Raw genomic sequence first — 24,864 nt, 5'->3', positions numbered from 1 at the left:
GGCGGGATAGACGACGGGCCGCCCCGCCCAATCAAGGGGGCGGGACGGCCGTACGGTTCAGGCGTTTTATGCCTTGGCGACGCTAATGCTCAGCTCGTCTGCCTCGCTCAGCTGCAGGGACACGGCGAGGGTCTCGCCGGTCACCAGTGCCTCGTTGGCGCGCAGAGCTGCCAGAGTTTCCTCCGGTGCCGCGATGCTCAGGTTGATGCGGTCCGCAACGTTCAGGTCGGCGTCCTTACGTGCCTGCTGAATAGCGCGGATGGTGTCTCGGGCGATACCCTCGGCAACCAGCTCGTCGGTCAGCTCAATGTTGAGGACCAGGAAGCCGCCGGGCAGAACCGCAGCCGCAGTGTGCTCAGCACCCTCAGCGTCAGCGGCAACCACGGTTGCCAGCTCGTATTCGCCCTCTTCCAGAGCCAGGCCGCCGTCCAGAGCTGCCACGCCGACCAGGACGGTGCCGTCCTCGGTCACGGTCCAGTCACCGGACTTGGATGCCTTAATGGCAACCTGCACCTGCTTGCCCAGGCGCGGACCTGCCGCACGTGCGTTGACCTTCAGCTGCTGGGAGATGCCGTAGTCGGCGGGGTCGACGGTGTCGGCGCTGACCAGCTCCACCTGGCGCAGGTTCAGCTCATCCTCGACAATGTTCGCGAAGTACTCCGCGCCCTTCTCACCGAAAGCGGTACCCAGGGCTGCGAACTGCTCGGGTGCAATCGCCACGGTCATCTTCTGCAGCGGCTGGCGCACGCGGATCTTCTTTTCCTTGCGCAGTGCCGAACCGGCGGAGCAGACCTCACGCACGGTCTGCATGAGAGCCAGCAGGTCAGACTCGTCAGCGAAGGCGGATGCCTCGGGCCAGTCAGCCAGGTGCACGGAGCGTTCACCGGTGAGGCCGCGGTAGATTTCCTCGCTGCTGAGCGGCAGCAGGGACGCGGCGACCTTCGACACGGTCACCAGTGCGGTGTAGAGGGTGTCGAATGCGTCGGTGTCTTCGTTGAAGAAGCGCTCGCGGGAGCGGCGCACGTACCAGTTGGTCAGTGCGTCGGCGTACTGGCGCAGGGATTCGCAGGCGTTCCAGATGTCGTAGGAGTCCATCGCTGCGGTGACCTGCTCGATGAGTTCGCGGGTCTTGCCGAGGATGAAGCGGTCCATCACGTGCTGCGAGTCGTACTTGAGCTTTGCGCTGTAGCCTTCGCCGTTGTTGGCGGCGTTAGCGTACAGGGCGAAGAAGTGGTAGACGTTCCACAGCGGCAGCATGACCTGGCGAACACCCTCGCGGATGCCCTGCTCGGTCACGATCAGGTTGCCGCCGCGCAGGATCGGGGAGGACATCAGGAACCAGCGCATCGCGTCGGAGCCGTCGCGGTCGAGGACCTCGGAGACGTCCGGGTAGTTACGCAGGGACTTGGACATCTTCTGGCCGTCCGAGCCGAGCACAATACCGTGGCTGATGACGTTCTTGAACGCGGGGCGGTCGAAGAGCGCGGTCGCCAGTACGTGCAGCACGTAGAACCAGCCGCGGGTCTGACCGATGTACTCGACGATGAAGTCAGCCGGGTAGTGGTTCTCGAACCATTCCTGATTCTCGAAGGGGTAGTGCACCTGTGCGTAGGGCATGGAGCCGGAGTCGAACCAGACGTCGAGCACGTCTTCCACGCGGCGCATGGTGGACTTGCCGGTCGGGTCGTCCGGGTTCGGGCGGGTCAGCTCGTCAATGTACGGGCGGTGCAGGTCGGGTTCGCCGTCCTTGTTCAGGGGCAGGCGGCCGAAATCTGCCTTGAGCTCTTCGAGGGAGCCGTACACGTCCATGCGCGGGTAGTTCGGGTCGTCCGAAACCCACACGGGGATCGGAGAGCCCCAGAAGCGGTTACGGGAGATGGACCAGTCGCGTGCGTTCTCAACCCACTTGCCGAACTGGCCGTACTTCACGTTTTCCGGGATCCAGTTAATCTGCTTGTTCAGCTCGTACATGCGGTCCTTGAAGTCGGTGACCTTCACGTACCAGGAGGTGATTGCACGGTAGATGAGCGGGGTGCGGCAGCGCCAGCAGTGCGGGTAGGAGTGCACGTAGGACTTCTCGCGGATCAGCACATCGTCTGCCTTGAGGGCGTTGATGATGGTGCGGTTCGCGTCGAATGCCTGCACGCCTGCAATCTCAGCCAGGGCGGTGGAGCCGGAGGCGGTGGGCTCGGCGAAGAGGTTCAGGAACTTTGCGCCTTCGTCGAGGGAGAGAATCACGGGGATGCCGTAGCCTTCACAGACCTTCTGGTCGTCTTCACCGTAGGCGGGTGCCTGGTGGACGATGCCGGTACCGTCACCGGTGGTGACGTAGTCGGCAACGAGGATCTGCCAGGAGGTTTCGGTGCCCCACTTTTCGGCGTCTGCGAAGTAGTCCCACAGCGGGGTGTAGCGCACGTGCTCTAGCTGGGAACCGGTGTAGCGTGCGGTGACGGCTGCGTCTGCGTCCTTTTCGGGCTGGTCGCCTTCGTAACCGAGGTCCTTAGCGTAGGAGCCGAGCAGCTCGGAGGCGATTAGGAAGGAGCGGCCCTCGAACTTGCCTGCGCCGGGTACGACGGAGTATTCAATCTCGGGTCCGACTGCGAGCGCCTGGTTGGTGGGCAGGGTCCAGGGGGTGGTGGTCCATGCGAGTGCTTCGACGCCGTCGAGTTCTGCGGCGACCTTCTCGTCAGCACCGAGGGCGGTGTCTGCGGTGAGGCGGAATGCGACGGTGACGGTCTGGTCCTGGCGGTCCTTGTACACGTCGTCGTCCATGCGCAGCTCGTGGTTGGAGAGGGGGGTCTCGTCCTTCCAGCAGTAGGGCAGCACGCGGAAGCCCTGGTAGGTCAGGCCCTTATCGTAGAGGCGCTTGAACGCCCAGATGACGGACTCCATGTACTCAACGTTCAGAGTCTTGTAGTCGTTTTCAAAGTCGACCCAGCGTGCCTGGCGGGTGACGTACTTTTCCCACTCGTTGGTGTACTTGAGCACGGATGCGCGGGCAGCGTCGTTGAAGTTGTCGATGCCCATTTCGAGGATTTCGCGCTTGTCGGTCATGCCGAGCTGCTTCATTGCCTCGAGTTCTGCGGGCAGGCCGTGGGTGTCCCAGCCGAAGCGGCGTTCTACCTTGTGGCCGCGCTGAGTCTGGTAGCGTGCGACGAGGTCCTTGGCGTAGCCGGTGAGCAGGTGGCCGTAGTGGGGCAGGCCGTTAGCGAAGGGAGGGCCGTCGTAGAAGACGAATTCGTTTTCGCCGTTTTCGCCTGCCGGGCGGTTCTCGACGGATGCGGAGAAGGTGTTGTCCTTCTTCCAGTAGTCGAGGACTGCCTCTTCGAGTGCGGGGAACTTGGGCGATGCGGTGACGCCGCTTCCTGCGGCTTCGAAGGCGCTCGCCTTGGGGTAAACATGGGACATGTGTTTGTGCGCCCTTATCTGTTGTTCTCAACGCTGAGAGGTTGGGGCGACAGGGTACGTAGCACTCGTCGTCCCATCGTTTCAGCGGGTGAGGATTGACATGACGGGTGCAAGGACGCCTGGGCATCACTGACTGATCCGGGCTGTGCCGGGGGCAGGATGCGGCGCGGTACCACCTTGCTTACTGATTTAACAGCTCAACGCACCGAACCCTCCCGGGGCTACGGGGTGCCGCGGTGTATGTCCGCGATACCTAGCCACCGGAAGAGCGGCGCGTTGGGCGGGTATCAGTCGCTTATTACAGCTATATCGGGCTTAACCGTCCGGTTCTACTGGGACTACATCTCTTCCGCTAAGACACCCTCGCCGCAGCGATTGGCGGGTGTCCGCAGGTGCGGTCCGTTCTTCCGAATTGCTCGCCGGTGATGGCCGGGTCGTTGCAAACACTAATAGTTTATGTGGCTTTTGTGTCTGTATGCAACCCCGCGGGGTGTGGGTTTGAACAGCACTTTTCTAATGCACCGATACTGGAGGCGCAAAACAGAATGGTTCTTCGTTCGGCGATATCTAGAGCGAGTAGGGGGCTTAAGGGGTCTTGCCCCACCCCGCACTCGGGCGTGTTTAAGGATGTATGTTTTTACATTCCTTGCGTGTTGCTTTAAGTGGGTTTCGATTTTTTCAAGGGAGCCTGCGGGATTAGTGTCGGTACAACCACAAGATATGGGGTGAACACCGATGTAATTCCACTAGATATTCACCTCTGCAAGTTTTCATCCCCTCAGTATTCCGTGTGGGAACCGGTTTTTCCGGATGGTTCAGCAATGCATAGCGGGTGAATAGAGTGCATATTTGGGGATTGCCGAGCGGGTTTCCCCTTGTCGATTCGAGTATTTTTCCCGCGGTACTCAAGGCTTTCTCGATGCCCGAAGACTGGGATAGTCACAGCCCCCTCCCCCACCCTCGGGAAATATCAAGGCACAGTTCCTTCGACTGCTCAAGCCATAATTATGACTGAAATCACTTAATTAGATATGCGTGCACCCCTTCACCAACCAGCCGTTTCCATCAAATAGCTCCCCACCAATAGAATGCACTCGTAATACTTTACAGTGATTGATATCTTGAGCGACCTATAGGCTCCCAGGAATTACTAAGGTGCCTTTTCGTGCATTTTGAGTTCAAAATAGTCTAAAATGAATCGTGCAACACATCAATGATGATTCGATAGCATCTGCCCTCTCACCGGGGCGTGAAGACAGCAGTCTCAACGATGAGTTCACCGCGTATCCGTTCGCTCCACAGCAGCATGTACGCACCTGAGGCTCCTTCCGGACAGAGTTTAAACCTGACAGGGCCAGAAACCACGGCAGACAACGCATGGCTTCACCCCTCTATGTAGCCTCACCCAACACGCCATACAACCACGCGCCCGCCGCCGGGTGCCCCGAGCCCGCCCTCGGACTAGATCACGATAAATCAAGGAGTTCACCGATGCTCTCGCCCTCTTCGAGCACCCGTTCCGCTACTTCCCGCCTTGTCAGCCGCCGCACCCTGCTACTCGGTGGCGCGGCAACCCTCATGGCTGGTTGCGCCTCCGATATTCGCCCGTTGAGCGAAGAGGCAAAAGCGAAGGTCGGCTCCCCCACTCCTTCCGCGAGCGCTTCCGCTTCTGCGTCTAGTTCGCCGTCTGCTACCGCTACTTCCTCGGCAACCGCTTCGGCAAGCGCTAAGAGCAGCTCGTCCAGCGCGGCACGCGTACCCGTATCTAAGGATGCGCTTGTCGAGGGTTGGGAAAAGTACCCCGGCCCCCTGAAGCTGACCGGCGAGTACATGGGCGAGTACCAGTCCGCAACGGATTCTTCCCCGGCGAAGAACGTACCTAAGCCCCTCAAGACCGTTCCGCACCGTGAAGAACCGACCTTCCAGGGCGCCTACGAGACGTTGCGTGCCTACTACAGTGCTCAGATTGCCGCGCTCAAGGATGGTCACTATGCAGATCAGGCGATTGAGCTGACCTACCCGGCAGACAAGAGCGCCATCGACGAGGTTAAAGCAGTCAAGGAACTGTATGAGCAGAACGGCTGGTACATGGACTTCACGTGCACTATTTCCATGCGGAATACGGAGCCGCGAACTGCCCTGAAGAACGGTGACGGCTACGTAGAAATCATGGTGGACGCCAAGTACTCTGCCACCGCCATCCATCAACCGGACGGCTCCGAACGCAAGATACCGGCGATTACTCAGGTAGCCATTCCGCACGTGATGCTCTACACCGAGGGTAAGTGGTGGCGAATCGGCAACGACTATCTGAACGAGCGTCTGAATGGCGGCAAGGGCTCTTCCGCCTCTTCTGGCTCCGGAGGTTCCAGCTCTGCCGGTTCTAGCGGTTCTTCGGGTCGCGGCTCCACTAAGGTCTAAATCCGCAGGGGTCTAATACCCCCGGTCGAGAGCCGCCCCATCTCACCAATTTCATACGCGCTAGCCCAAAGTCGTTGAGGCACAGTTCCCCCTGCACCTCACCGACTTTGGGTTATTGCGTCTTAAAGACAATGTCCAGGGTTTTTTGACGAAGTTTTAAAACCAATCTTCTATAGTAAGAAGTGGATACTTCATACCGCCGCAGTTCACGCTCCGGCACACCCGTATCCCGGTACCCCCCCCTGTACCGCGCACCATACAAAACGATGAGGAAGAGTCTCTCGTACGCATCGCAGCGTTGCGAGTTACCTCGATCAACCACTTTCAGGAGATACCATGTCCTTCCGGCCGAGTGCACACACCAGCTTCTCTGCTAACGACCGAAACGGATTGACCCGCCGCACCGTTCTTTTTGGCGGTCTGACCGCCGGTGCTTTGACTCTAGCAGGATGCGCCTTCAACAAGGATATTCGCCCCACCGGTAGCGGCGACACTTTCTCCGGCTCCCCGAGCGCCTCTCCCTCGGCGTCTGCGTCGGCTTCGCCTTCTGAGTCTGCCTCGGCTTCGGCATCCGCTTCGTCTTCGTCCTCGTCAAGCCGTAACAGCGCGAAGATTATTCCGTCTGACGAGTTCTTGAAGGACTATAAGAAGTACATTGGCGACGTCAAGTACGAGTACAAGCCCGCCATTGCGCACTATGTTGAGCCGACCGACACCTCCCCCGCGAAGAACGTTCCGATCCCGGTCATTGATACTGTGGCTCAGCGTACCGTCTCCCTCGAGGGCGCCTACAAGACCCTGGCTGCTTACCAGAGCGCGTATATTGCCGCGATGTACAACGGCGACCTGCAGTACCTCAAGGGTCTGGTCCACGGCGCTGACAGCGGTCTGGTCAACAACCTGAAGGCTATCGCTAAGCTCTACGCTGCGGGCGGTTGGACTAAGGACTACGAGAGCAAGCTGAGCATCCGTGACGATCTCGATGCGAAGGCTCTTGCCTCTTCCGATTTGGCTGTTGTGGCGTTCCCCTGCCGGGATGTTGTCAAGGAATACACCATCTACCAGAAGGGCACGGGTGAGCCTCAGAAGGCAAGCACCCTGGATGTCGTGATTTACGTGGTGTACGCCGAGGGCAAGTGGCGCGTGACCAGCCGCGAGTACTTTGTGTCGGAGTACAGCGACCGATTCCGCAAGGTCTTTGAGGGTCCCTCCGCATCTTCTTCTGCAGGCAAGTCCAGCGGTGGCGGCTCCGGTAGCTCCGGTGGCTCTAGCTCCGGTAGCAGCAGCGATTTCAAGGTCTAGGCTCTGAGATTCTAAGCTCCAAGATTAGGATTTGAGCGCAGCGCCCCTGATGAAAGCGGGGCGGGTATCAACTGATACCCGCCCCGCTTTCGTATGTTTTTGTGCCGCGGCGTTCCGGCGCAGCAATATAACCCGGTACAGCAACAGCCCCGCCCCTTGGCAACTAGGAAAACCAAGGATGCGGGGCCGTGCAATACTATCTGGCGCACCGCCTCTAGGAGGTGGAACGCTCACGCAGACGCTCGTGAACCTCGCTCACAAAGCGGTTCTGATTATCGCGAGCATAATGCACGACCTCACCGATGACGGTAATAGCCGGCGCCTTAACCGATGCGCAATCTACCTGAGCGTTCTCAAGGGTCGTGACAGTCACGCGCTCCTTCTCAGAGAAACCGTTCTCAATGGTTGCCAGCGGCGTGTCAGCCTCAATCCCACGAGAGAGCAGAGACGCCACCGTATCGGGCAGGGTACGAACGCCCATCAGCAGCACCACGGTGCCCTGGGCACGCAGGGTCGCCTCAACCGCCGACACTTCGGTCTCCGACAGGCCGGAGTGACCAGAAATGACGGTGAAAATCGAGGATACCTTACGCAGGGTCACCGGAATCGCAGCACGCGCAGGAACCGCAATGGCGCTGGTAATGCCGGGGATAACCTCAGCCTCCAGGCCGGCGGCGATGCACGCATCCAGCTCTTCAGCGCCGCGACCGTACACGTACGGGTCGCCGCCCTTCAAACGCACCACGGTCTTACCCGAGAGCGCGTAATCAATCATGAGCTGCTGAATGCGGGACTGCGGAACAGCGTGCTTACCGGGAACCTTGCCCACATCAACGATGAGGGCGTTCGGTGCGTACTCGCCGTACTCCTGCGGGGCGAGGTGATCCAGAAGGACCACGTCCGCCTCGCTCAGGGCACGTGCCGCACGCAGGGTCAGCAGGTCAGCGGCACCGGGGCCGCCACCCACAATGTAGACCTTGCCGGGGTTCTCAGCAGGCTCGCCGGGCAGAAGAATTCCGCGTTCCGTCACGCTATCGTCCAGGCTGTGCCCGGGCGCCCCGCCCGCGAGTACTTCGTCGATAGTGGCGAACTCGCGGGGCGGGAACGGAGGAATCTTCGGGCACATACTATGCTGCCGGGACCGGGTTGAGGTCACTGGGCTTACCCACGGGAATCTTGGTACCGGTCAGCAGGACGGTGTCGGACTCGCCAGCTTCTGCCGCCGCAATTTCCTCGGGGGTTGCGGGGCGAATCTGCTCGCGCTCCAGCACGTACAGGTGCGAACCCTCGTCGCTGCCGTTGGGCTCGTTGATGAAGGCACGGAAGCGGCGCAGGCGGCGCTCGTCACGCAGGGTTGCTGCCCACTCGTCCTCGTAAGAGTCAACGTGACGCTGCATGTCGCGCTCCAGGTCCTCGCACACGCCCAGGGAGTCCTCAATGAGGACGGACTGCAGGTGTGCCAGACCGTCGCCGTGCTCCTCATCCAGGTCCTCAAGCCAGCGAGCGGTACGCTGCAGCTTGTCTGCGGTACGGATGTAGTACATCAGGTAGCGGTCAATGTAGCGGATGATGTCCTCGCTGGAGGCGTCCTTGACGAAGAGGCGACCGTGAGCGGGGTTCGCACCACCGTTACCGCCCAGGTACAGGTTCCAGCCGTTGGTGGTTGCAATCAGACCAACGTCCTTACCCTGCGCCTCAGCACATTCACGGTTACAACCGGAAACACCGAACTTGAACTTGTGCGGGGAACGCAGACCGCGGTAACGGTTCTCCAGCTGGATTGCCATGCCGGTAGAGTCCTGAACGCCGAAGCGGCACCAGGTCGAACCCATGCAGGACTTCACGTTACGCAGGGACTTACCGTATGCCTGACCGGACTCGAAGCCGGCATCCACCAGGCGCTCCCAAATGTAGGGCAGCTGCTCCAGGCGAGCACCGAACATACCGATACGCTGCGCACCGGTGATCTTCACGTACAGACCGAACTCTTCAGCGACCTCTGCGATGACGCCCAGCTTCTTAGCGGGAATCTCACCTGCGGGAATACGCGGAACGACGGAGTAGGTACCGTTCTTCTGCATGTTTGCCAGCGCACGGTCGTTGGTCTCCTGAATACCACCGCGGCCAGCGTCCAGGACGTAGGAGTTGCGGAAGGAGGAGAGAATCGACGCAACGGTCGGCTTACAGATTGCACAGCCGTCGCCGCCGCGGCCGAAGCGTGCCAGCACGGAGTCGAAGTCATCCAGGCTGGTCAGGCGTACAGCCTCAGCCAGCTCTGCACGGGAGAAGTCGAAGTGCTCACACAGTGCCTTGGAGACGGTCAGACCCATCTTCTTCATCTGCTGTTCCAGAGTCTTCTGCAGCATCGGAACACAGGAACCACACTGGGTACCCGCGGTGGTGCAGGACTTCAGGGATGCAACATCGTGGTTGCCGTCAACGATAGCCTCGCGGACAGCACCGAAGCTGATGTTGTTGCAGGAACACAGGATTGCGTCGTCGGGCAGTTCGGTGTCGGGGATGCCGTCGCCGCCGCCAGCTGCGGTCAGGTAAACGTTCGGTTCAGCGGGCAGTTCGCGGCCGAGCAGGGGCTTAAGGGAGTCGAAGGGAGCGGTGTCACCGACGAACACGCCACCGAGCAGGGTCTTTGCGTCGCCGCTAGTCACGATCTTCTGGTACATGCCGCGTGCGGGGTCTGCGAACAGAACCTCGAGGCAACCCTCGGTGGTGCCGCGGCGGTCACCGAAGCCAGCGACCTGAACGCCGGAGAACTTCAACTTGGTTGCGATGTCGAACTCTTCAACCTGAGCTTCTTCGTTGTCGTTGAGCAGGTTAGCTGCCACAGCGTCAGCCATAGCGTTAGCCGGTGCGACCAGACCCCAGGTGCGGCCCAGTACGCAGGCGACCTCACCGATAGCCCAAATGTGCTCGTCGGAGGAGTGGCATGCGTCGTTGACGAGAATACCGCCGCGCTCGCCCAGTGCCAGGTCGGCGTCGCGTGCCAGCTCGTCGTTGGGGCGAATACCGGCACCGAAGACCACCATGTCGGCGGGCAGGGTGCGGATTTCTGCATCCTCGGAGGGAGAATCTGCGATGGAGACGGAGACGACGTTGCCGTCAGCATCCTTGTTGATGCCGGAGATGTACACGCCGGTCTCAATCTCAATGCCAGTTGCCTTAATCTGGGCGTTCACGGCGTAACCGCCACCCTGGTCAACCTCAACGGAAAGCAGCCAGGGAGCCACATCCAGAATGGTGGGCTCTGCGCCCAGGTCCTTCAGACCCTCAGCTGCTTCGAGGCCGAGCAGACCGCCACCGACGACAATACCGCGGGGTGCGCGGCCGAGGGTGTCCTGCAGGCGGTTAACCTCGGAGACCATGTTCTTCACGTCGTCAATGGTGCGGAAGACGTGTGCGGCGTCCGAGTTAAGAATGGGGATACGAACCGCGCGGGAACCGGTCGCGAAGACCAGCACGTCGTAGGGGTACTCGTTGCCCTCGGTGTCGGTGACGACGCGGCGGGTGCGGTCAAGCTTCTCTGCGTGGCAGTTGTTGACCAGGTTGATGTTCTCTGCATTCCAGAGTTCGGGGTCACCGAGGGTCAGGTCCTTCTCGGTGTCCTTGAAAATCTTCTCGATAGCAACGCGGTCGTAGGGGATGTAGGGCTCATCGTTGAGGACGGTGATGGTGTCCGCTGCGCGACCGGCAGCTTCAGCGCCTTCGTGGTACGCGCGTACAAAACGCCACGCAGCGGGGCCTGCGCCGACAACGAGAATGTTGCGGGGGGTGTGCGACATGGATTTTCCTTCCTAGTTGTAATGCAGGTAGTTCATGGCACTTATCTACCCTCAGTGTGCGGCTGGATCGTGCCCGGTATTGGAACTCCTAGTTTCCGTACCGTTGGGCTCGTACCTGATGCGTACCGAGTAGTTGAAGCGCCCGCTTCTTTAGAATGCATCTGAAAATTACGAAACATTTTTGTGTGGGATTATGTTGTTTTTTCCAGGCAGTCAAAAGGCGTTTTTAACTACGACTTTTATCGTACACTCTAGCGCGGGGTCGAAGCATCGAAAATCCGTATTTTTTGGGAAAATTTTCCAAAAAATCCGCGGAATACCGGGCTGGAATAGGGTATTCTTACCTTATCTAAACCTAATTTAGGTAAGGCTAATCTATGAAATTTGAGATCATCTTTTAGGGTAAAAATAACCTTTAGCACCCTCCGCGTGCCCCATTTCCAAATGTGGGTTTCATAAGGTAAACTCCAAACAAAGAACACACGAACCGCTATTGTGTCCTGCACCCCGCGCGGCGCAGACCACCACTTCGAAAGGAAACCCCCATGGCTGAGAACTGGGTACGCATCTGCGCCGAATCTGACCTCGAAGAAAACTGGGGTGAAGTCGCCCTGGTCGACGGCTACCAGTACGCCATCTACAAGACCAAGCACGGCATCTTCGCCGGCGACCACCTCGACCCGCACAGCCAGGCACTGGTCCTCGCACGCGGCATCGTCGGCGAGAAGAATGGCAACCCCACCATCACCTCCCCCCTCTACAAGGAGGTCTACGACCTGACCACCGGCGAGTGCGTCTCCGACCCCTCCTACTCCATCAAGGTCTACCCCGTAGAGGTCCGCGACGGCGACGTCTACCTCAAGACTGCCTAAACGCTCAACACTTCTCACTCAAAGACAGCAACACAAAAAACCTCGGGACGTAACAGTCCCGAGGTTTTTTGTATGGGTTTTCAGAAGCCCCAAACTAAATTGGGCGAACAGCTAGGCGGCGTCCAGCTGCGCAATAGCCGCATCCATGCGGTCAATAAAGCACTCCGCCACCACGGCAGCAGAAGCGCCACCCCGCGCGTTCACCAGCGGTGCAGCAACCTTCACCGGCACACCGGTCGACTCAGCATCACGGCGCATCTTACCGGCGAAGAAACCCTCCGCCAGCAGGTAGGTCGCGGCAAACTTAGGCTGATGTTCGGCAACCACCTCGTGGAACTTCGGATCGATAGCGGCAACGAAGCCGTGATGAACCGGAACGTGCAATTCCTCAGCCAGCAGCTCAGCCGCACGGCTCATATCCGCGCGACCATCAGCACGAGAAGAACCGGCAGCCCCCTGAACCACGGGGCCATCGCCGGGAGTCCAGCCAATTTCCTCCAGGCGAGCGCGAGTCAGAGCAGCAAGGCGCGCATCCGGGCCCAGCGACTCACCAATACTAATACGCTCAATACCGCTATTGCGTGCAGCACGGCGCAAATCCACCTGAGTGTGGAAGCCGGTCGACAGCAGAATCGGCACGATCACGCAGGGCTCATCATTGGGCAGAGAGGCTGCGGCATCATCAACGCTGGGAGATTCCACATCCACATATGCGGCGTGGACACGGTACTCCACACCGTCATTACGCTGGGCAAGCAGGAACTTGATCTGCTCACGAATCAGCGTGATAGCTTCACGACCGGCGACCGAGTCAGTGCCGTGCGAAGTTGCGATTACATTCAGAATAGTCATATTTCCATTGTATGAAAGGAACACCCCGCTCCCCCACTCATGAACACGAGTGGCGAAGCGGGGTGTTGCACGAAGGCTAAATTTTAGCTCTTGCGGCGGCGAGCCACGACCAGTGCGGTACCCGCAGCCAGGGTGATAGCACCAGCTGCTGCGGCGAACATAGCGCCGGATGCGCCGGTCTGTGCCAGCTTCGAGGAGGAGCTACCGGAGGTCGAGGAACCACCTGCGGAAGAACCACCGTTAGAGGAGCCGCTCACACCCAAGTTGTCGGAGGTGCCGGAACCTGCGTCAGAACCGCCGTTGGAGCCGCCCTTGTGGCCGGCTGCGTTCTGGTCGGCGGTGCTGCTCTCAGAAGCAGAAGCGCTCGCGGATGCAGACTCGCTCGCGGAAGCACTCGCGGACGCGGATGCACTCGCAGATGCAGACTCGCTAGCCGATGCGGTCACCGAAGCGCTACTGGAGCTGCTTGCGGAGCTCGATGCACTCGCAGAAGCGCTCGAAGAAGCAGACGCGCTAGCGGACGCCGATGCAGACGCGCTCACCGAGGGGGTCACGGCGGGAATGCTCGGAACCGCGGTCGGGGAAGCGCTCACCGATGCGCTCGGAGTTGCAGAAGGTGCTACAGAAGGTGCCACGGATGCGGTCGGCAGAGACGGCGAGGTGGGCTCCTCCGAAGGCACTGCGGTGGGTTCTGCAGTCTTGGTGGGCTCAGCGGTTGCGGAAGGCTCCATAGTCGGCTCTGCAGAAGGTTCTGCGGTCACGCTAGGCTCTGCAGTTGCCGAGGGCTCGACGGTCGGCTCAGCAGTTGCAGAGGGAACCTCGGTCGGTGCCACGGTCGGTTCTGCAGTCTTGCTAGGCTCTGCAGTCGGTGCCACGGTGGGCGCGACAGTCGGCTCAGCAGACTTAGTGGGCTCTGCGGTCGGTGCCTCGGTCGGAGCAACAGTCGGCTCCGCAGTGACGGTAGGCTCAGCAGAAGGCGCGGCAGTCGGCTCAGCAGTCGGTGCCACGGTCGGAGCTACGGTGGGAGCAACGGTCGGCTCAGCAGACTTAGTGGGCTCGGGTGCCGGGGTCTGTTCCGGTGCCGAGTTTGCTGCCAGGCGGTTCAGCCACAGCTGATCCTCGTAGGTGTTCGGGTTCTCGAAGCTGGTCGGGTAGATAATATCGCCGTTGGGCAGCTCGAGGGCGTTGTAGCCGCCGCTCTTGTCGGTCTTGCGCATCGAGGAGAGCACGACCTCGTTCACCTTGTTCAGGGTGTCATCCATGAACACCAGGCGGGAGCCGGATGCGTCCACCACAACCACGTTGCCCGCACGGGTCAGGAACATGGTGGCGACCTCGGTCTTCTCGAAGCCCTCAAGAGTTGCGGACTCGCGGACCACGCTGAAAGTGCCGTTCTCGTACTTGAGGATCTGCACCTTACCGCCGTACCAGTTGTTCCAACGGTAAATGTAGCCCTTGGGGCTAACCAGGGTCGAGGGCAGGGCGGTGGTGTACCCCTCGGGCGAGGAGTTCGGCACCAGGGACACGCCGTTGCTGCTCATGTGCAGCAGGTGACCCTTCTGAACCGCCTTTTCGCCGGCCGCATCGTAGATGGAAGTCGACGGCGCGTACACGAAGCTGCCGTCGGGCAGCGGTGCGAGGGTCACGGTGTTGTTGGAGAACGAGTCGCCGTAGTACTCGTCGAGCGAGTATGCGTTCACAACCTGCGGGTCGATGGAGTCGGGCTTCGGCAGAGCCTGCGAGGTTGCCTTGCCGGATGCGTCAATAATGGTCAGCTTGCCGCCGCCCTGACCGTCAATACTGAGGATGCCCCAGGTGTTGTTGGCGGGGTTGTAGCCGATTGCCTTGACGGTGTTGGCGCCGAGGTCTACGTCGGAGTAGGTACCGGAGGAGACGAGCTTACCCTCGGCGGTCACGGTGTACAGCTCGGGCTTGTTGGTCTCGCTGCCGATGACGAGCATGCGGTTGCCGTCAGCGTCTACCGCGAAAACGCCCTTGATTGCCTTCAGGACGCCGGTGTCGGTCATCTTCAGGTTGGAGCTGGTCAGCACGGTGTAGGTGGTGTCACCGCTGAAGCTCGGGGGTGCCACGTGCACGATGTGGTTCTGGCCCAGACGTGCGGTGTTCTGGGGCTGGTTCACGCCCGCGCCGGTGTTGTAAGACTCGGCGACGCTGTAGGCGCTCTTGGGGGTGTTAGCTGCGCTACCGTTGTAGGAGATGCTCAGCGGGTCGAGGCTGGCGCCTTCGTTGTAGAAGTCAGAGAAGGCGTGGTTACCGTCGGCGGTCAGGTTCGCGGAGATGCCGCTGATGCTGACCACGCCGTCCTTCTCGCTCTGCTTGGCGGTGCCGGTGCTCAGGGTCGCCATCTTGACTTCCATGGGGCCCTCGAACTTGCCGGAGGCGTAGTTCTTGGTGCGCACGGTCATGTAGAGGGAGCCGGTGCCGTCAGCGAGGTTCAGTTCCACGCGGGGGTTGGAGAAGGTGAGGTTCAGGGCGCAACCAGTTTCGGGGTCCTGACCTTCGGCGCAGTGGCCGGTGAACCAGAGGCGGCCGGCAGCCTGCAGGGTGACCTGCTTGCCGTCTTCAGAGACGGTGGTGGAGGTCGGGGTGAAGGTGAACTGCTTTGCGGTTGCGTCCCAGGCTGCGCCGTCGGTCATTTCGCGGGGCATACCGTTGTAGGACAGGAAGGAGGCGCGCACGCCCCAACCGAAGGATGCGCCGGCGGTTGCCTGGTCGCCTGCAGCGACATTCTGTGCGGCAACGTTCTGGGCAGCGATATTAATGTTCTCGGCGAGAACGGGTGCCAGGGGCAGGGCAACAGCGCCAGCAACGGCGAGGGCGCAGGCTCCCTTGGAGAGGCGGGTGCCAGATGTGAAAATCTTCATTGGTGTGTATCCATACTATCGACATTGTTAGGACAGGCTTACTATATCGATAGCGTGAGTATTTCTCAACATCAGGTTCCAAGAAACCGTTTTGTGACAAACCACCCCACAGCACACTGACAGGGCAATAAACCCACCCCGTACCAGCACACTTCAACAGGCAACAGGGGCCGCTACTCCCCCACCCCCTACGCGACTAATCCTTCTTCGAAGCATGCATACGTGACATACCCAAAGCACCCAGAATCAGACCGCCACCCAGGGTCACCAAAATCGGCAGAAGCGGCGAACTCTTATCCATGTTGCGGGTAATCTGCGCCTCCGTTGCCTTCACACCATTCGGCGATCCGGGATCAGTACGAACCTGAGAGGAAGAACCGTTCAGAATCGCGGCACGGCGAGACTGAGCCGCCGAATCGGTACCCGAGGGCAAATTAGACTCGGGGGTCACCACCTCAACAGGCTGCGCCTCCCCGGTGCGGTACCCCAGCGCCGAGGAAGACGCGGTGGCAGGGCTACCGGCAGCGCGCGGAACAGAAATCGTGGCGTCATTAGTACCCGGAGCCATGGCGGTATCAGCCTGAATACCGCGGGTCTTAGACTTAGAACCCGCAGCGGGTGCATCCGCAGTCTCAGAGGCAGACGCGGAAGGTACAGTAACCGGCTTCTCCTCGTTCACAGACGAAGAATTGGACGATGATCCACCGCCCTCAGAGGACGCCTGAGTCACCGTAAAACGCACCGTGTTGAGCTGAAGGTTACCGTCACCGGCAGCGTCAAAAGCCGCCACCAGGTACGTCTTACCGATCTGTAGGGACGCACCGGGCACACCAATCACAGCCTCGAACGCACCCGCAGAAATAGATTCCGGGCCAACGTGCACAATGGCGAGCGCATCGCCCACGGTGTTGCCGTTGGAGTCGATTTCCATGACGATCAGGTCGTAACCCTTGTCATTCTGGGGGAAGTTCGTGGCACGGACCGTGACAGGCTTCGTATCATCCTGAGAGTCACCCTGCGAATCCTGAATAGACATGTGCGCCTTGCCCTTGCGCTGATTCATCGGGTCATACACGCTATTGTCTTCTGAGATAACGTACTGGCCAGAATCCTTGTTCTGCGGGTTGTCTACGGTACGGCGAACCGTGTCACCGTTCGTATCGGTGGACGACGTAGCGGTCGGCGAAGGCAGGTTTACCGCCTCGGGACTTGGGGTGGCACTTGCCTCAGCGGTTTCTGCCTCTTCACGCTCAATGTCGACCGGCGGTTCAGTAGGCTTTGCCTTACCGTTGCGCGGGTCAGCGGCCTCAACCAGGCGGTTCCCCCGCTCGGTGACAAAGAATTCGTAGGAGACACCGTGCGCGGTATCCTCCAGAACAATCACGTACACGACGTTAGAGTCCGTCGCCGGGCTCATCAGGAGGCGAAACTCCCCCTCCTTGGTCCCCTCAGCTAGGGTCGGGCTTTCCAGAACGGAGCCACCGTACTCACCGGAAGGGGTGTAGAAGTTCACGTCAACCAGCACGCTGGAAGCCTCCAGCCCCTCAGGGAAGCCCGTCCAGCGCAGGAGGTAGCTGCCGTCCTTGAGCTGCGCCTTCATGGTGATTGTGGAGGCTGCGCCCTGCACCTGCTGATTGTCTTCAGCCTGGTTCGGGGTTGCGGTCAGGGTGGCGGTTTTTTGCACGGCAGAGTGCGTCGTGACGGGTGCCTCCGCCGCGACAGAGGGTACAACAAGCCCGCACTGAAGCCCCGCAGCCAAAATGGTTGCGGTGACAATACGGTGCTTCGCTGAATAAATACTCATGCAATGCGTCTTTTCGTGGTGGAAATGTGCGCACTATTGCTTGTTCTTCACGTGCCGCGTGGAGCCCTTCGGGCGCGTCATGCACCCGGATTTGTCGTACCATGCTCCGCTTCGTATTTCAGGTGGTGAAGACCTGACAATAGCTCGCATCTATTTATCGGTTATTTCAACCCTATCACGAACCTTAAGGTTTATTCACGCGAGGGTAGAGTTTTTTTGAACACCCTGAACACGCGACTCGCCCCCGCTATCTGCACCTACAGATAGCGGGGGCGAGCATTCCTCATGAAACGAAAAACATACTATACACGGCCGGCAGAAAACGCCTGACTAGCGCATTAGCCGCCCAAGAAACCGCGGCGGTGAGCCATCCAGGCGGCACCAACCACGAGCGCCAAACCAACGCCACCAAGAGCCCAGAAGGCAACACCGTGCTGAGCAACCTCTTCACTCGCAGGAGCCGCAGTGGAAACCGCAGCCTTCACGCCGTCCTGACGGTCAGCGTTCGAGTACACCTGGGTGGTGTTCGAGTGCACCGCAGCGGAACGAGTGTTAGGCTCCGAGTGAATGACGGGAGTAAAACCCTTATTACCATTACCGGATTTCGACGAAGCCGCCTTTTCTTCATCGGTCAGAGCGTCCAGGTTTGCGGCAACAGCAATAGACGCCGGGTCAGAACCCGAGCTATACGCCGAAATCTGGTTAGTGCGGGTCGGTTCAAAAGCCGAACGCGGGCTCATCGTGCGCGCCTGAGCCAAAGTCTGCAGAGCCTGACGCTGACGCTCAGCCTTCGCTTCCTTTGCCTTGGACATGGCGCTCACCGCATCCAGAGTGGAGCGGGGTGCGCTCGCGGCAGACTGACCCGAGCCCGACTGGGTGTCATCAGAACGAGTCGAGACGGCGTTAGTAGCAGCGGAGGGGCTACCCTGAGTGGCGCCGGTCGCCTCGGCTGTATTGGCGCTGGGCGTAAGCGATGCGTTTGCATCCTGGCGGGGCGACTCATCCTTCGTCAAGGAGGTTGAGTTGCCGGTCGCCTCGCCACTGACCTTGAATCGCACCGAGACAACTTCTTCCGCATACTCAGTATCGTCCGCACGCACCAGGTAGGCGGTGTACACCGAGCCGGTCTTCAGCAGAGAGCCGGGCATGCCAACCTCTTCCTTGAACGCGCCATTCACGATGCGATCAGAGCTGATGTGTGTAATGGACAGCGCATCACCCTTATGGTTGCCACTCATATCGGTTTCAACCACGATTAGGTCGTAGCCAGCCGCATTCGCGGGCAGACGCGCTGCACTGATAGTCACCGGCTTGGTTTCCTTATCAGAGCGAACCTCAGCATAGGCGACCTTCAGCTCCGCAACACTCAGGGTCTGAGTATCGCGAGAAGAGGTCGATCCGCCGGGGACCTGCTCTAGCTTCTGCGTGTGGGTTTCGAGGTTCAGGTTTTCAGCAGATTCGGAAGGCACCTCAGCCTTAACCTTATCCTTGCTACCCTTCTGATCTGCATCCTGCTGGTTCTTCTGCTCCTCTTCACGGAGCTTTTCCATCGTCTTCAGCTCGTCAATGGTCGGCACCTGGTGGGCGTTTTCCTTCTTGTCCACCATCACCTCGTCAGAGTCATCCCCAATCGGGATAGCGTGCGGAACGAGGGAACCCTCAGAAATCATGAATTCGCCATAGCCCTCGTCAGAGGTCGTCAGGTCCATGACGCTCATGGAGTAGTAGCCCTCCTGGGGCATCTGCGGCATCTCAAAGGTGACAAGCATCGAGCCGTCGTCCGCACGCTCAACCTGCATTGCGGAGGGCTCGTAGGTGTCAGACCCAAGCAACGTGCCAGTGGCGTCGTAGTACTGCATTACCAGGTACACCCTAGAGGCATCGCCCACGTAGCCGCCCTCATAGAGGGGCGCGAGCTTAATGGTTGCCTGACCGTCCTTGATGGACTGAATCTGAATCTCAATGGTATCGACCTCAATTTCGAGGTCTTCGTAGGGGCAGCTTGAATTAAATTCGCTATTAACCAGAGCCGCCAGGCAATCATTCACGTTAATTGCTTCAGCCTCTACTGCGGAGGCGCCAGGAAGCACAAAAGCGCTTGCACCTAAAGCGGTTGCAAGCGAAAGAGCATGAATGCGTTTCGGAAGTCGAGTGATAGTCATGTGCGCCATTTCGATCGATGTAGGCGCAAAGCCTGGACTAGGGAAGGCTCACCACAAGCCCGGTGTTTCTATCCAAGTATTTGCGCACCAGTACGTCGGTTACACCCTAGCCTAACACGGATATTGCACTTAATGTTGCATTGCATTCATGTGCTAAAACTTTATGTCGCAATAATTACCGAAATAAAAGGGAATTAATTACTTTACTGAGATATAAATAACGTAAAATTCGAATGCCATAAAATATTCCCAGCAGTGCACTAAAAGATTTTTTTACACCGCCCAAGGCGCGACAGAACCACTGTATAACAGAGCCACTGTATAACAGGGCCACTATAGAATTGAGCCGCTGTATAACAGAGCCAACACTCGGACACACAGAAGGGGCATGCAGAAGGCGCCCCACCAAACACGCACCCACACGGCACGCACTCCGCAGAGCGCCTCCCACTCAACAACTCCCCCACAAGGAGCCACCCACACGCCTCACAGCACTAAACAGCACCAAGAAACGGATGCACTAAACTACTCAGCACCCAGCTCCTCAGCACCCTCAAGGCGGCGACGATACACATTAACCGCAACAGCAGTACCCACAAAGGCAACCGAACCCAGCAGAGCAATACTCAGCGGCAAGGTACCCTCCGGCAGCGGGCCATTATCCTGAGCGCTCGCCTCCAGCTTCGAACCGGCAGAATCACCGCGCGACTTCGAGCTACGCGTATAGAAACTACCCGAACCTGCAGCACCCACATTCTCCTGAGGCGAAGCAACAGTCACCGTCTCCCCCTCAGCAGACTGGTAACCCAACAGGTTCACCACGGTACGCCCCGGCAACATCACCGCATAACCAGACATCACCATCGTCGAAGGAACCACCGCAGTCTCAGCCACAGAACTACGAGCCTGCGCGGTAATCGCACGCGCCGACTGCTGCGTCTGCATAATATAGCCCAGAGCGCTATCCACCGACGGGATCTTAGCAACAGAATCAGTCACCAAATCTTGAGCATCCGCAGAGGCATCTGAAGAATCCACAGTGCTCACGCGACCCGAAGGGGCCGATGGGCTCACACGCTGATTCGCATCAGAAATCATCGGAATCTGCGGGTGAACAACAGTATTCGTAGGCTTCGGAGCCGGATCAACAGGAACCGCACGCTGAATCACACTCACACCAAAAGCACTGGTCGCCATGAGCTGCAGCTCCTCAGTGGAGTTACCACCCACCACAACCACACGGTAGCGCTTACCCGCATTCAAAGAGGTACCGGGAACCTTCAAATCAGCAGAGAAAGAAGCATCAGTCACCTGCTGAGGGCTCACATGCGTGGTCGCCAGCGGTGAACCCACGGCACCGCCGTCAGCAGGCATTTCAAAGACCATCACGTCATAGCCCAGGCCGCTCTCCGCAACGTTCCTAGCGCGCACGCTAATCGGCTGCAGCTCATCCGATCCGCGCAGCTCTGCGGTAGAAATTTCCAGGGTCGCCTCACGGGTCTCCGCAGGAGCCCGATCGGAGCGGGAGTGCACCAACAGACGATCCTCGGTCACCTCAGCGGGTGCCGCATCATTGGTAGAAGAACTCACCGAAGCAGAAGCACTGGCAGACGCACTCACCGAGGCGCTAGCAGATGCACTCGCAGAAGGACGAGCCGAAACTTTCTGCGATGCAGACGGCGCTTCAGAAGGTACCGGGGCGACCGTCGGGCGCGGGCTATCCTTCGCGGCACTCGGGGATGCGCTGGGGCTCAGGGACACCTCGGGGGCAGGATTCGCCTCCACGCGGTTAGCACGGGGAACACCGGGGGTGTCCGGGAAGAAAATGTTCTGGCTACTAGCCATAATCTCGTCGACTGTTACACCGTACTCGGGCATAAACTCAACGGAGACAGTCTCGCCGTTGCTCAGATTCTCAATTTCCACCATGTACGGCTGCTCAACGTTGAGGCGCTGGTGGATGCTCAGCTCAATATTGCCTTCTTCATTCTTTGAGGCAGTCATCTGGGCTGCGGGTACGGTCATGGTCGCCACAACGCCATCTTCAACGGAGATGGCGGACAGGCGAACCCTCAGATTCTCCAAAGAGGTTACACCGGTCAACGACAGCAGGGTGTAGTCATTGCTCTGAGCAACCAGGTCCAAGGTAATGTCGTGGCTAACCACATCGGCGGCAACGGCGATGGGAAGTTCAGGCTTCGGGGTCTGCTGAGTCTGCGCGTGAGCGGCAGAGGCAAAGGTGGCGGGGGCCAGAGTTGCAGGCGCGACGGAGCCACCCAAACCGAGGGCGGCAGACGCTACTAGCGCCGCGCCGCGAGCAGTTCGCTGCGTGGAAAACATGGTCACCTATTTTCGTGAGTGAGTGTGATGAATCGTCGTGTGACTCCTGCGCCCAAAGGTCGGAAGTAGGCGCAGAATAACGGTTCTCTGATATCGGTGACCGGAGGCGCTTCACAGCGACTCCTCACCTCGGGTGAACGAGGTGGTAAAGAGTGATAGTACCGTCTATGACAGCACTCTAAATTATAGGTATAACCTTAGAAAAAGTTAAAGATGTAGGGACGCCCGAATCTTGCATTTCGGACATCCCTACATCTATATGCGTATTTTGCCTAGTGGGGCAATAATTACCCCGTTTTAGCGGCGAGAACTGAGCTGCATCTCACTACGGCGACGGCGGCTCAAACGCATACCGGCAAGCAGTGACAGCGATCCAGCGGCACTAATGACCAACATATTGGAGGCGCCGGTAGCCGCCAACTGCTCGCGCTTCTGCTGGGCACCGGAGGCAACCTTCTGGGAGCCAGATGCCTGTGCTTCGGCCTTCTGCGCGTTGCCCTTCTGCGCTTCAACCTTCTGTGCAGAGGCGTTCTGTGCAGGGACATTCTGCGCGGGAGCACCCTGATCACTAGCCGGAGCGTCATTCTTCTGCTCAGCGCCGCTCTCCCCCGCTTTCTGCTCGGTAGCAGAAGCCTGATCAGCCGCAGGCTCAGTAGGCACCGAAGCATCGACCGCGGGAGTGTCGGCTGCGGGAGCCTCGACAGTGGGCGCATCCTGCTCAGGGGTAGTGGGCAGGGGGGCTGCGGGCTGGCTATCCACGCCATCGCGTTCGACAGTAAAGCCGCCATTGACCATGCGCACAGTACCCTGCTCATCCTCCGCCACAGCACTCACACGGTAGGTAGTGCCGGGCTTGAGTGCCGAGCCAGGAATCTGCACCTGGGCAGTGAAAGCACCGGAGGCATCAATCTCAGAGACATCAGCCGAAGCAATCACGCCGCCGATTGCCACACCGTATTCGTCGACAGCACTAACCATCAGGTGTACCGAGCTGACACCGGTGAAGCCCTCGCCACGCAGGGTCAGGGTCTTAGCTGAGTCGTTTTCAGGAACTACGGTTTCTTCTACGTGCAGGCGGGCGGTCATCACGGGGTTAGCGGTGTCGTTGGTCTGTTCTTCGGTAGTGTCTTCTTTGGTGGTGTCATGGACGCGGTCAAAGAGGGTGTTACGCGGCAGGTCGTAGTGGCGGCGCGGATCATCCTCGGGCAGCACGTGGTCGAACTGCTCGGCAGTATTCGAGGAGGCCACCTGCTCGGACTGAACACCCTGAGTCGGCTGGGTAGCCTGCTCGGGCTGCGCTTCCTCTGCAGACTGCTTCTTCTTGAACTGTGCCTGCTCCGCCATTGCACGCTCAGCGGTGGCAACCGGAGCGGAGCCATTCTGTACATTCCAACCATTCATGAAGGGAACCTCAACTTCCTGGGCGGTGTAACCATTAGCTGCAGAGGGAGCCACCTCAACGCTCAGCACGTAACGCAGATTCTCGTGGACGTTCTGAACTTCTTCCAGCATGGATCCGGGCACCTCAATGCCATCCAGGAGGGTACCGTTCACAACGTCGGCGCGCGCGGGAGAAACAGCCAGCAGCATGCGGTTACCCTGGCTATCCAAGGCGTAGACGTAGGTCATCACTTCAAATGCCTGCGCTTCACCCAGACCGGTGACCTTGTAAACCACCAGGTTCTTCTCCTGTGGAATTTCCATCTGGCCCGAGAGAATCTGAGCATTCAGCGGCTCATCCTGAGTATTTGCGGGCAGCAGCTCCAGCGGTGCGGAGGAGTTGTAGGAGGGATCCTCCGTCGCGTAGCCCTTGGCAGGGTCAACCACGGCAGTTGCGACAACGTACTGCTGGTTGGGGTCGAGGGTACCTGCGGGCAGGGTCAACTGGGTGCTGAAGCGGCCACCGTCCACATCGAGTTCGGGCACGAGGGTCATCGTCACTGCGGAGCCGCGACCCAGTGCGTAGAGGGGGTACTGGCGGTATTCGCTCACGTACACCGCCACACCGTAACGTTCAACGGCACCGCCGGTGAAGCCTTCACCGGTGACGGTAATGCTCTGGGAACGCGCCGGGTTAATGACAACACCCTGCTCGACGTACACCTGCGGGGAGTTCTGGGTAGCAACGTTTTCGATGGGGGTTGCGTTTACAGCGGAGGGAGGATTGTCGAGTTCCACCGCAGTCGGTGAAGCCATTCCGCCGGTATTCTGCACCTGCACATCTGCGTGCGCAGCACCAACACCGGTGACGGACAGGACGGAAGCAGCAATAGCGGCTGTTGCTCGGGTTTTTGAGTGAGCGGGTTCGGGCATGAAACACACCTTCTTCTGTGAGTGTGAACGATACCCTCCGGAGGGTGCCACGGATCGAAGCTGGACGGGTGTCTCTTCGGGATTGACCGCTATAACGTACGGACTAGTCATAACGTTCATGTAATGGTGGAAGTTACCGCGAAGGGAATCGCTCTATTTATCGGTAATTCCACACTAACAATACTTTTCTTGTTATTGCTGTAAAGACGCTTTACGTCCCAACTATTTTCCTGTGCAATAACCCACACAGCATATTTTTTACTCTCTATAACATCATCAAGAGCACTCAAATTGCATGGACTAGGCAAAATTTTTCAACTCTCCCTTGAAACTCAAGGTTTTATTGCATGCATATGCAGTTTTAATGGATTTGAGATAAAAATATTCTGCACATTCATGCATTTAATTTATTTCTTTTAAGTGAAAAAATGCAGGTCACAGCGCCTTTTCCCGCACATTGATTAAAAGCGTGCGTACCAATAACCACGCACAAAATAAGTCGACAAAATCATTCCGTTACACCGCCCCGCGCTTCCACCCCGCACCTCCACCACGAAAGAGAACACCCGCACCTCTCCCCCAGCTTGCCGCACACGCTTTGCCACCCCCCTCCATTTCAAAACAGCTCAACACAAAACTGCTAGCACGCAAAAGTGCCGCCAATACCCTTTTCAGAGTATTGACGGCACTTGAATCACTCACCTTACG

The 24,864-nt window shown here is 59.0% G+C and carries 12 protein-coding genes; 3 read left to right on the top strand and 9 right to left on the bottom strand.

Annotation, left to right across the window (positions count from 1 at the left end; genetic code table 11):
• Window positions 1-66: 66 nt before the first annotated feature.
• A complete protein-coding gene (ileS, locus tag HMPREF2710_RS05150) occupies window positions 67-3,408 on the bottom strand; it encodes an isoleucine--tRNA ligase (RefSeq protein WP_070599889.1) in 3,342 nt (1,113 codons plus the stop codon).
• A gap of 1,491 nt (window positions 3,409-4,899) precedes the next feature.
• Between ileS and HMPREF2710_RS05145 the strand changes: the two genes are divergently transcribed.
• Both HMPREF2710_RS05145 and HMPREF2710_RS05140 read left to right on the top strand, forming a co-directional pair.
• Complete coding sequence (locus HMPREF2710_RS05145; protein ID WP_070599888.1) at window positions 4,900-5,829, top strand: DUF6318 family protein; 930 nt, start codon at window positions 4,900-4,902, stop codon at window positions 5,827-5,829.
• 336 nt (window positions 5,830-6,165) lie between these two features.
• Complete coding sequence (locus HMPREF2710_RS05140) at window positions 6,166-7,131, top strand: DUF6318 family protein (RefSeq protein WP_070599885.1); 966 nt, start codon at window positions 6,166-6,168, stop codon at window positions 7,129-7,131.
• Between the two features lie 214 nt (window positions 7,132-7,345).
• Here the strand turns inward: HMPREF2710_RS05140 and cobA are convergent, their stop codons facing one another.
• A complete protein-coding gene (gene cobA / locus HMPREF2710_RS05135; RefSeq protein ID WP_049352392.1) occupies window positions 7,346-8,257 on the bottom strand; it encodes a uroporphyrinogen-III C-methyltransferase in 912 nt (303 codons plus the stop codon).
• A gap of 1 nt (window position 8,258) precedes the next feature.
• Window positions 8,259-10,928 carry a nitrite reductase large subunit NirB gene (gene nirB / locus HMPREF2710_RS05130; protein WP_070506130.1) on the bottom strand — a complete coding sequence of 890 codons (2,670 nt, stop codon included), beginning with the start codon at window positions 10,926-10,928 and terminating at the stop codon, window positions 8,259-8,261.
• Between the two features lie 545 nt (window positions 10,929-11,473).
• On the opposite strand from nirB, the gene nirD reads away from it, so the two are divergent.
• Window positions 11,474-11,800 (top strand): nitrite reductase small subunit NirD, encoded by a 327-nt coding sequence (gene nirD / locus HMPREF2710_RS05125; RefSeq protein WP_005505749.1) that lies wholly within the window; start codon window positions 11,474-11,476, stop codon window positions 11,798-11,800.
• A gap of 111 nt (window positions 11,801-11,911) precedes the next feature.
• On the opposite strand, the gene HMPREF2710_RS05120 is transcribed toward nirD, so the two are convergent.
• The 6 genes from HMPREF2710_RS05120 to HMPREF2710_RS05095 all read right to left on the bottom strand — a co-directional run bounded on the left by HMPREF2710_RS05120 (window position 11,912) and on the right by HMPREF2710_RS05095 (window position 24,156).
• On the bottom strand, window positions 11,912-12,652 hold the full coding sequence (locus HMPREF2710_RS05120; RefSeq protein WP_210388903.1) for a sirohydrochlorin chelatase: 741 nt from the start codon (window positions 12,650-12,652) through the stop codon (window positions 11,912-11,914).
• Between the two features lie 83 nt (window positions 12,653-12,735).
• Window positions 12,736-15,537 (bottom strand): HtaA domain-containing protein, encoded by a 2,802-nt coding sequence (locus tag HMPREF2710_RS05115; RefSeq protein WP_070599881.1) that lies wholly within the window; start codon window positions 15,535-15,537, stop codon window positions 12,736-12,738.
• A gap of 196 nt (window positions 15,538-15,733) precedes the next feature.
• Entirely contained in the window at window positions 15,734-17,341 is a 1,608-nt protein-coding gene (locus HMPREF2710_RS05110) for an enoyl-CoA hydratase (RefSeq protein ID WP_070599879.1), read from the bottom strand.
• Between the two features lie 338 nt (window positions 17,342-17,679).
• Entirely contained in the window at window positions 17,680-19,431 is a 1,752-nt protein-coding gene (locus tag HMPREF2710_RS05105; protein ID WP_246824532.1) for a hypothetical protein, read from the bottom strand.
• Window positions 19,432-20,028: 597 nt separating this feature from the next.
• Window positions 20,029-21,843 carry a propanediol dehydratase gene (locus HMPREF2710_RS05100; RefSeq protein ID WP_070599875.1) on the bottom strand — a complete coding sequence of 605 codons (1,815 nt, stop codon included), beginning with the start codon at window positions 21,841-21,843 and terminating at the stop codon, window positions 20,029-20,031.
• Between the two features lie 297 nt (window positions 21,844-22,140).
• On the bottom strand, window positions 22,141-24,156 hold the full coding sequence (locus tag HMPREF2710_RS05095; RefSeq protein ID WP_070599873.1) for an adhesin: 2,016 nt from the start codon (window positions 24,154-24,156) through the stop codon (window positions 22,141-22,143).
• Window positions 24,157-24,864: the final 708 nt, after the last annotated feature.

Origin of the sequence: Rothia sp. HMSC069D01 (assembly GCF_001810135.1) — a bacterium.
GTDB lineage: Bacteria > Actinomycetota > Actinomycetes > Actinomycetales > Micrococcaceae > Rothia.
This window is presented reverse-complemented; position numbering and strand designations above follow the sequence as displayed.

What these genes read in the sequence shown, in the direction of transcription:
- nirB (WP_070506130.1), bottom strand. Translation starts at nt 10,928, where the DNA reads ATGTCGCACACCCCCCGCAACATTCTCGTTGTCGGCGCAGGCCCCGCT.
- HMPREF2710_RS05100 (WP_070599875.1), bottom strand. Translation starts at nt 21,843, where the DNA reads ATGTTTTCCACGCAGCGAACTGCTCGCGGCGCGGCGCTAGTAGCGTCT.
- HMPREF2710_RS05095 (WP_070599873.1), bottom strand. Translation starts at nt 24,156, where the DNA reads ATGCCCGAACCCGCTCACTCAAAAACCCGAGCAACAGCCGCTATTGCT.
- HMPREF2710_RS05110 (WP_070599879.1), bottom strand. Translation starts at nt 17,341, where the DNA reads ATGAGTATTTATTCAGCGAAGCACCGTATTGTCACCGCAACCATTTTG.
- HMPREF2710_RS05120 (WP_210388903.1), bottom strand. Translation starts at nt 12,652, where the DNA reads ATGACTATTCTGAATGTAATCGCAACTTCGCACGGCACTGACTCGGTC.
- ileS (WP_070599889.1), bottom strand. Translation starts at nt 3,408, where the DNA reads ATGTCCCATGTTTACCCCAAGGCGAGCGCCTTCGAAGCCGCAGGAAGC.
- cobA (WP_049352392.1), bottom strand. Translation starts at nt 8,257, where the DNA reads ATGTGCCCGAAGATTCCTCCGTTCCCGCCCCGCGAGTTCGCCACTATC.
- HMPREF2710_RS05145 (WP_070599888.1), top strand. Translation starts at nt 4,900, where the DNA reads ATGCTCTCGCCCTCTTCGAGCACCCGTTCCGCTACTTCCCGCCTTGTC.
- HMPREF2710_RS05140 (WP_070599885.1), top strand. Translation starts at nt 6,166, where the DNA reads ATGTCCTTCCGGCCGAGTGCACACACCAGCTTCTCTGCTAACGACCGA.
- nirD (WP_005505749.1), top strand. Translation starts at nt 11,474, where the DNA reads ATGGCTGAGAACTGGGTACGCATCTGCGCCGAATCTGACCTCGAAGAA.
- HMPREF2710_RS05115 (WP_070599881.1), bottom strand. Translation starts at nt 15,537, where the DNA reads ATGAAGATTTTCACATCTGGCACCCGCCTCTCCAAGGGAGCCTGCGCC.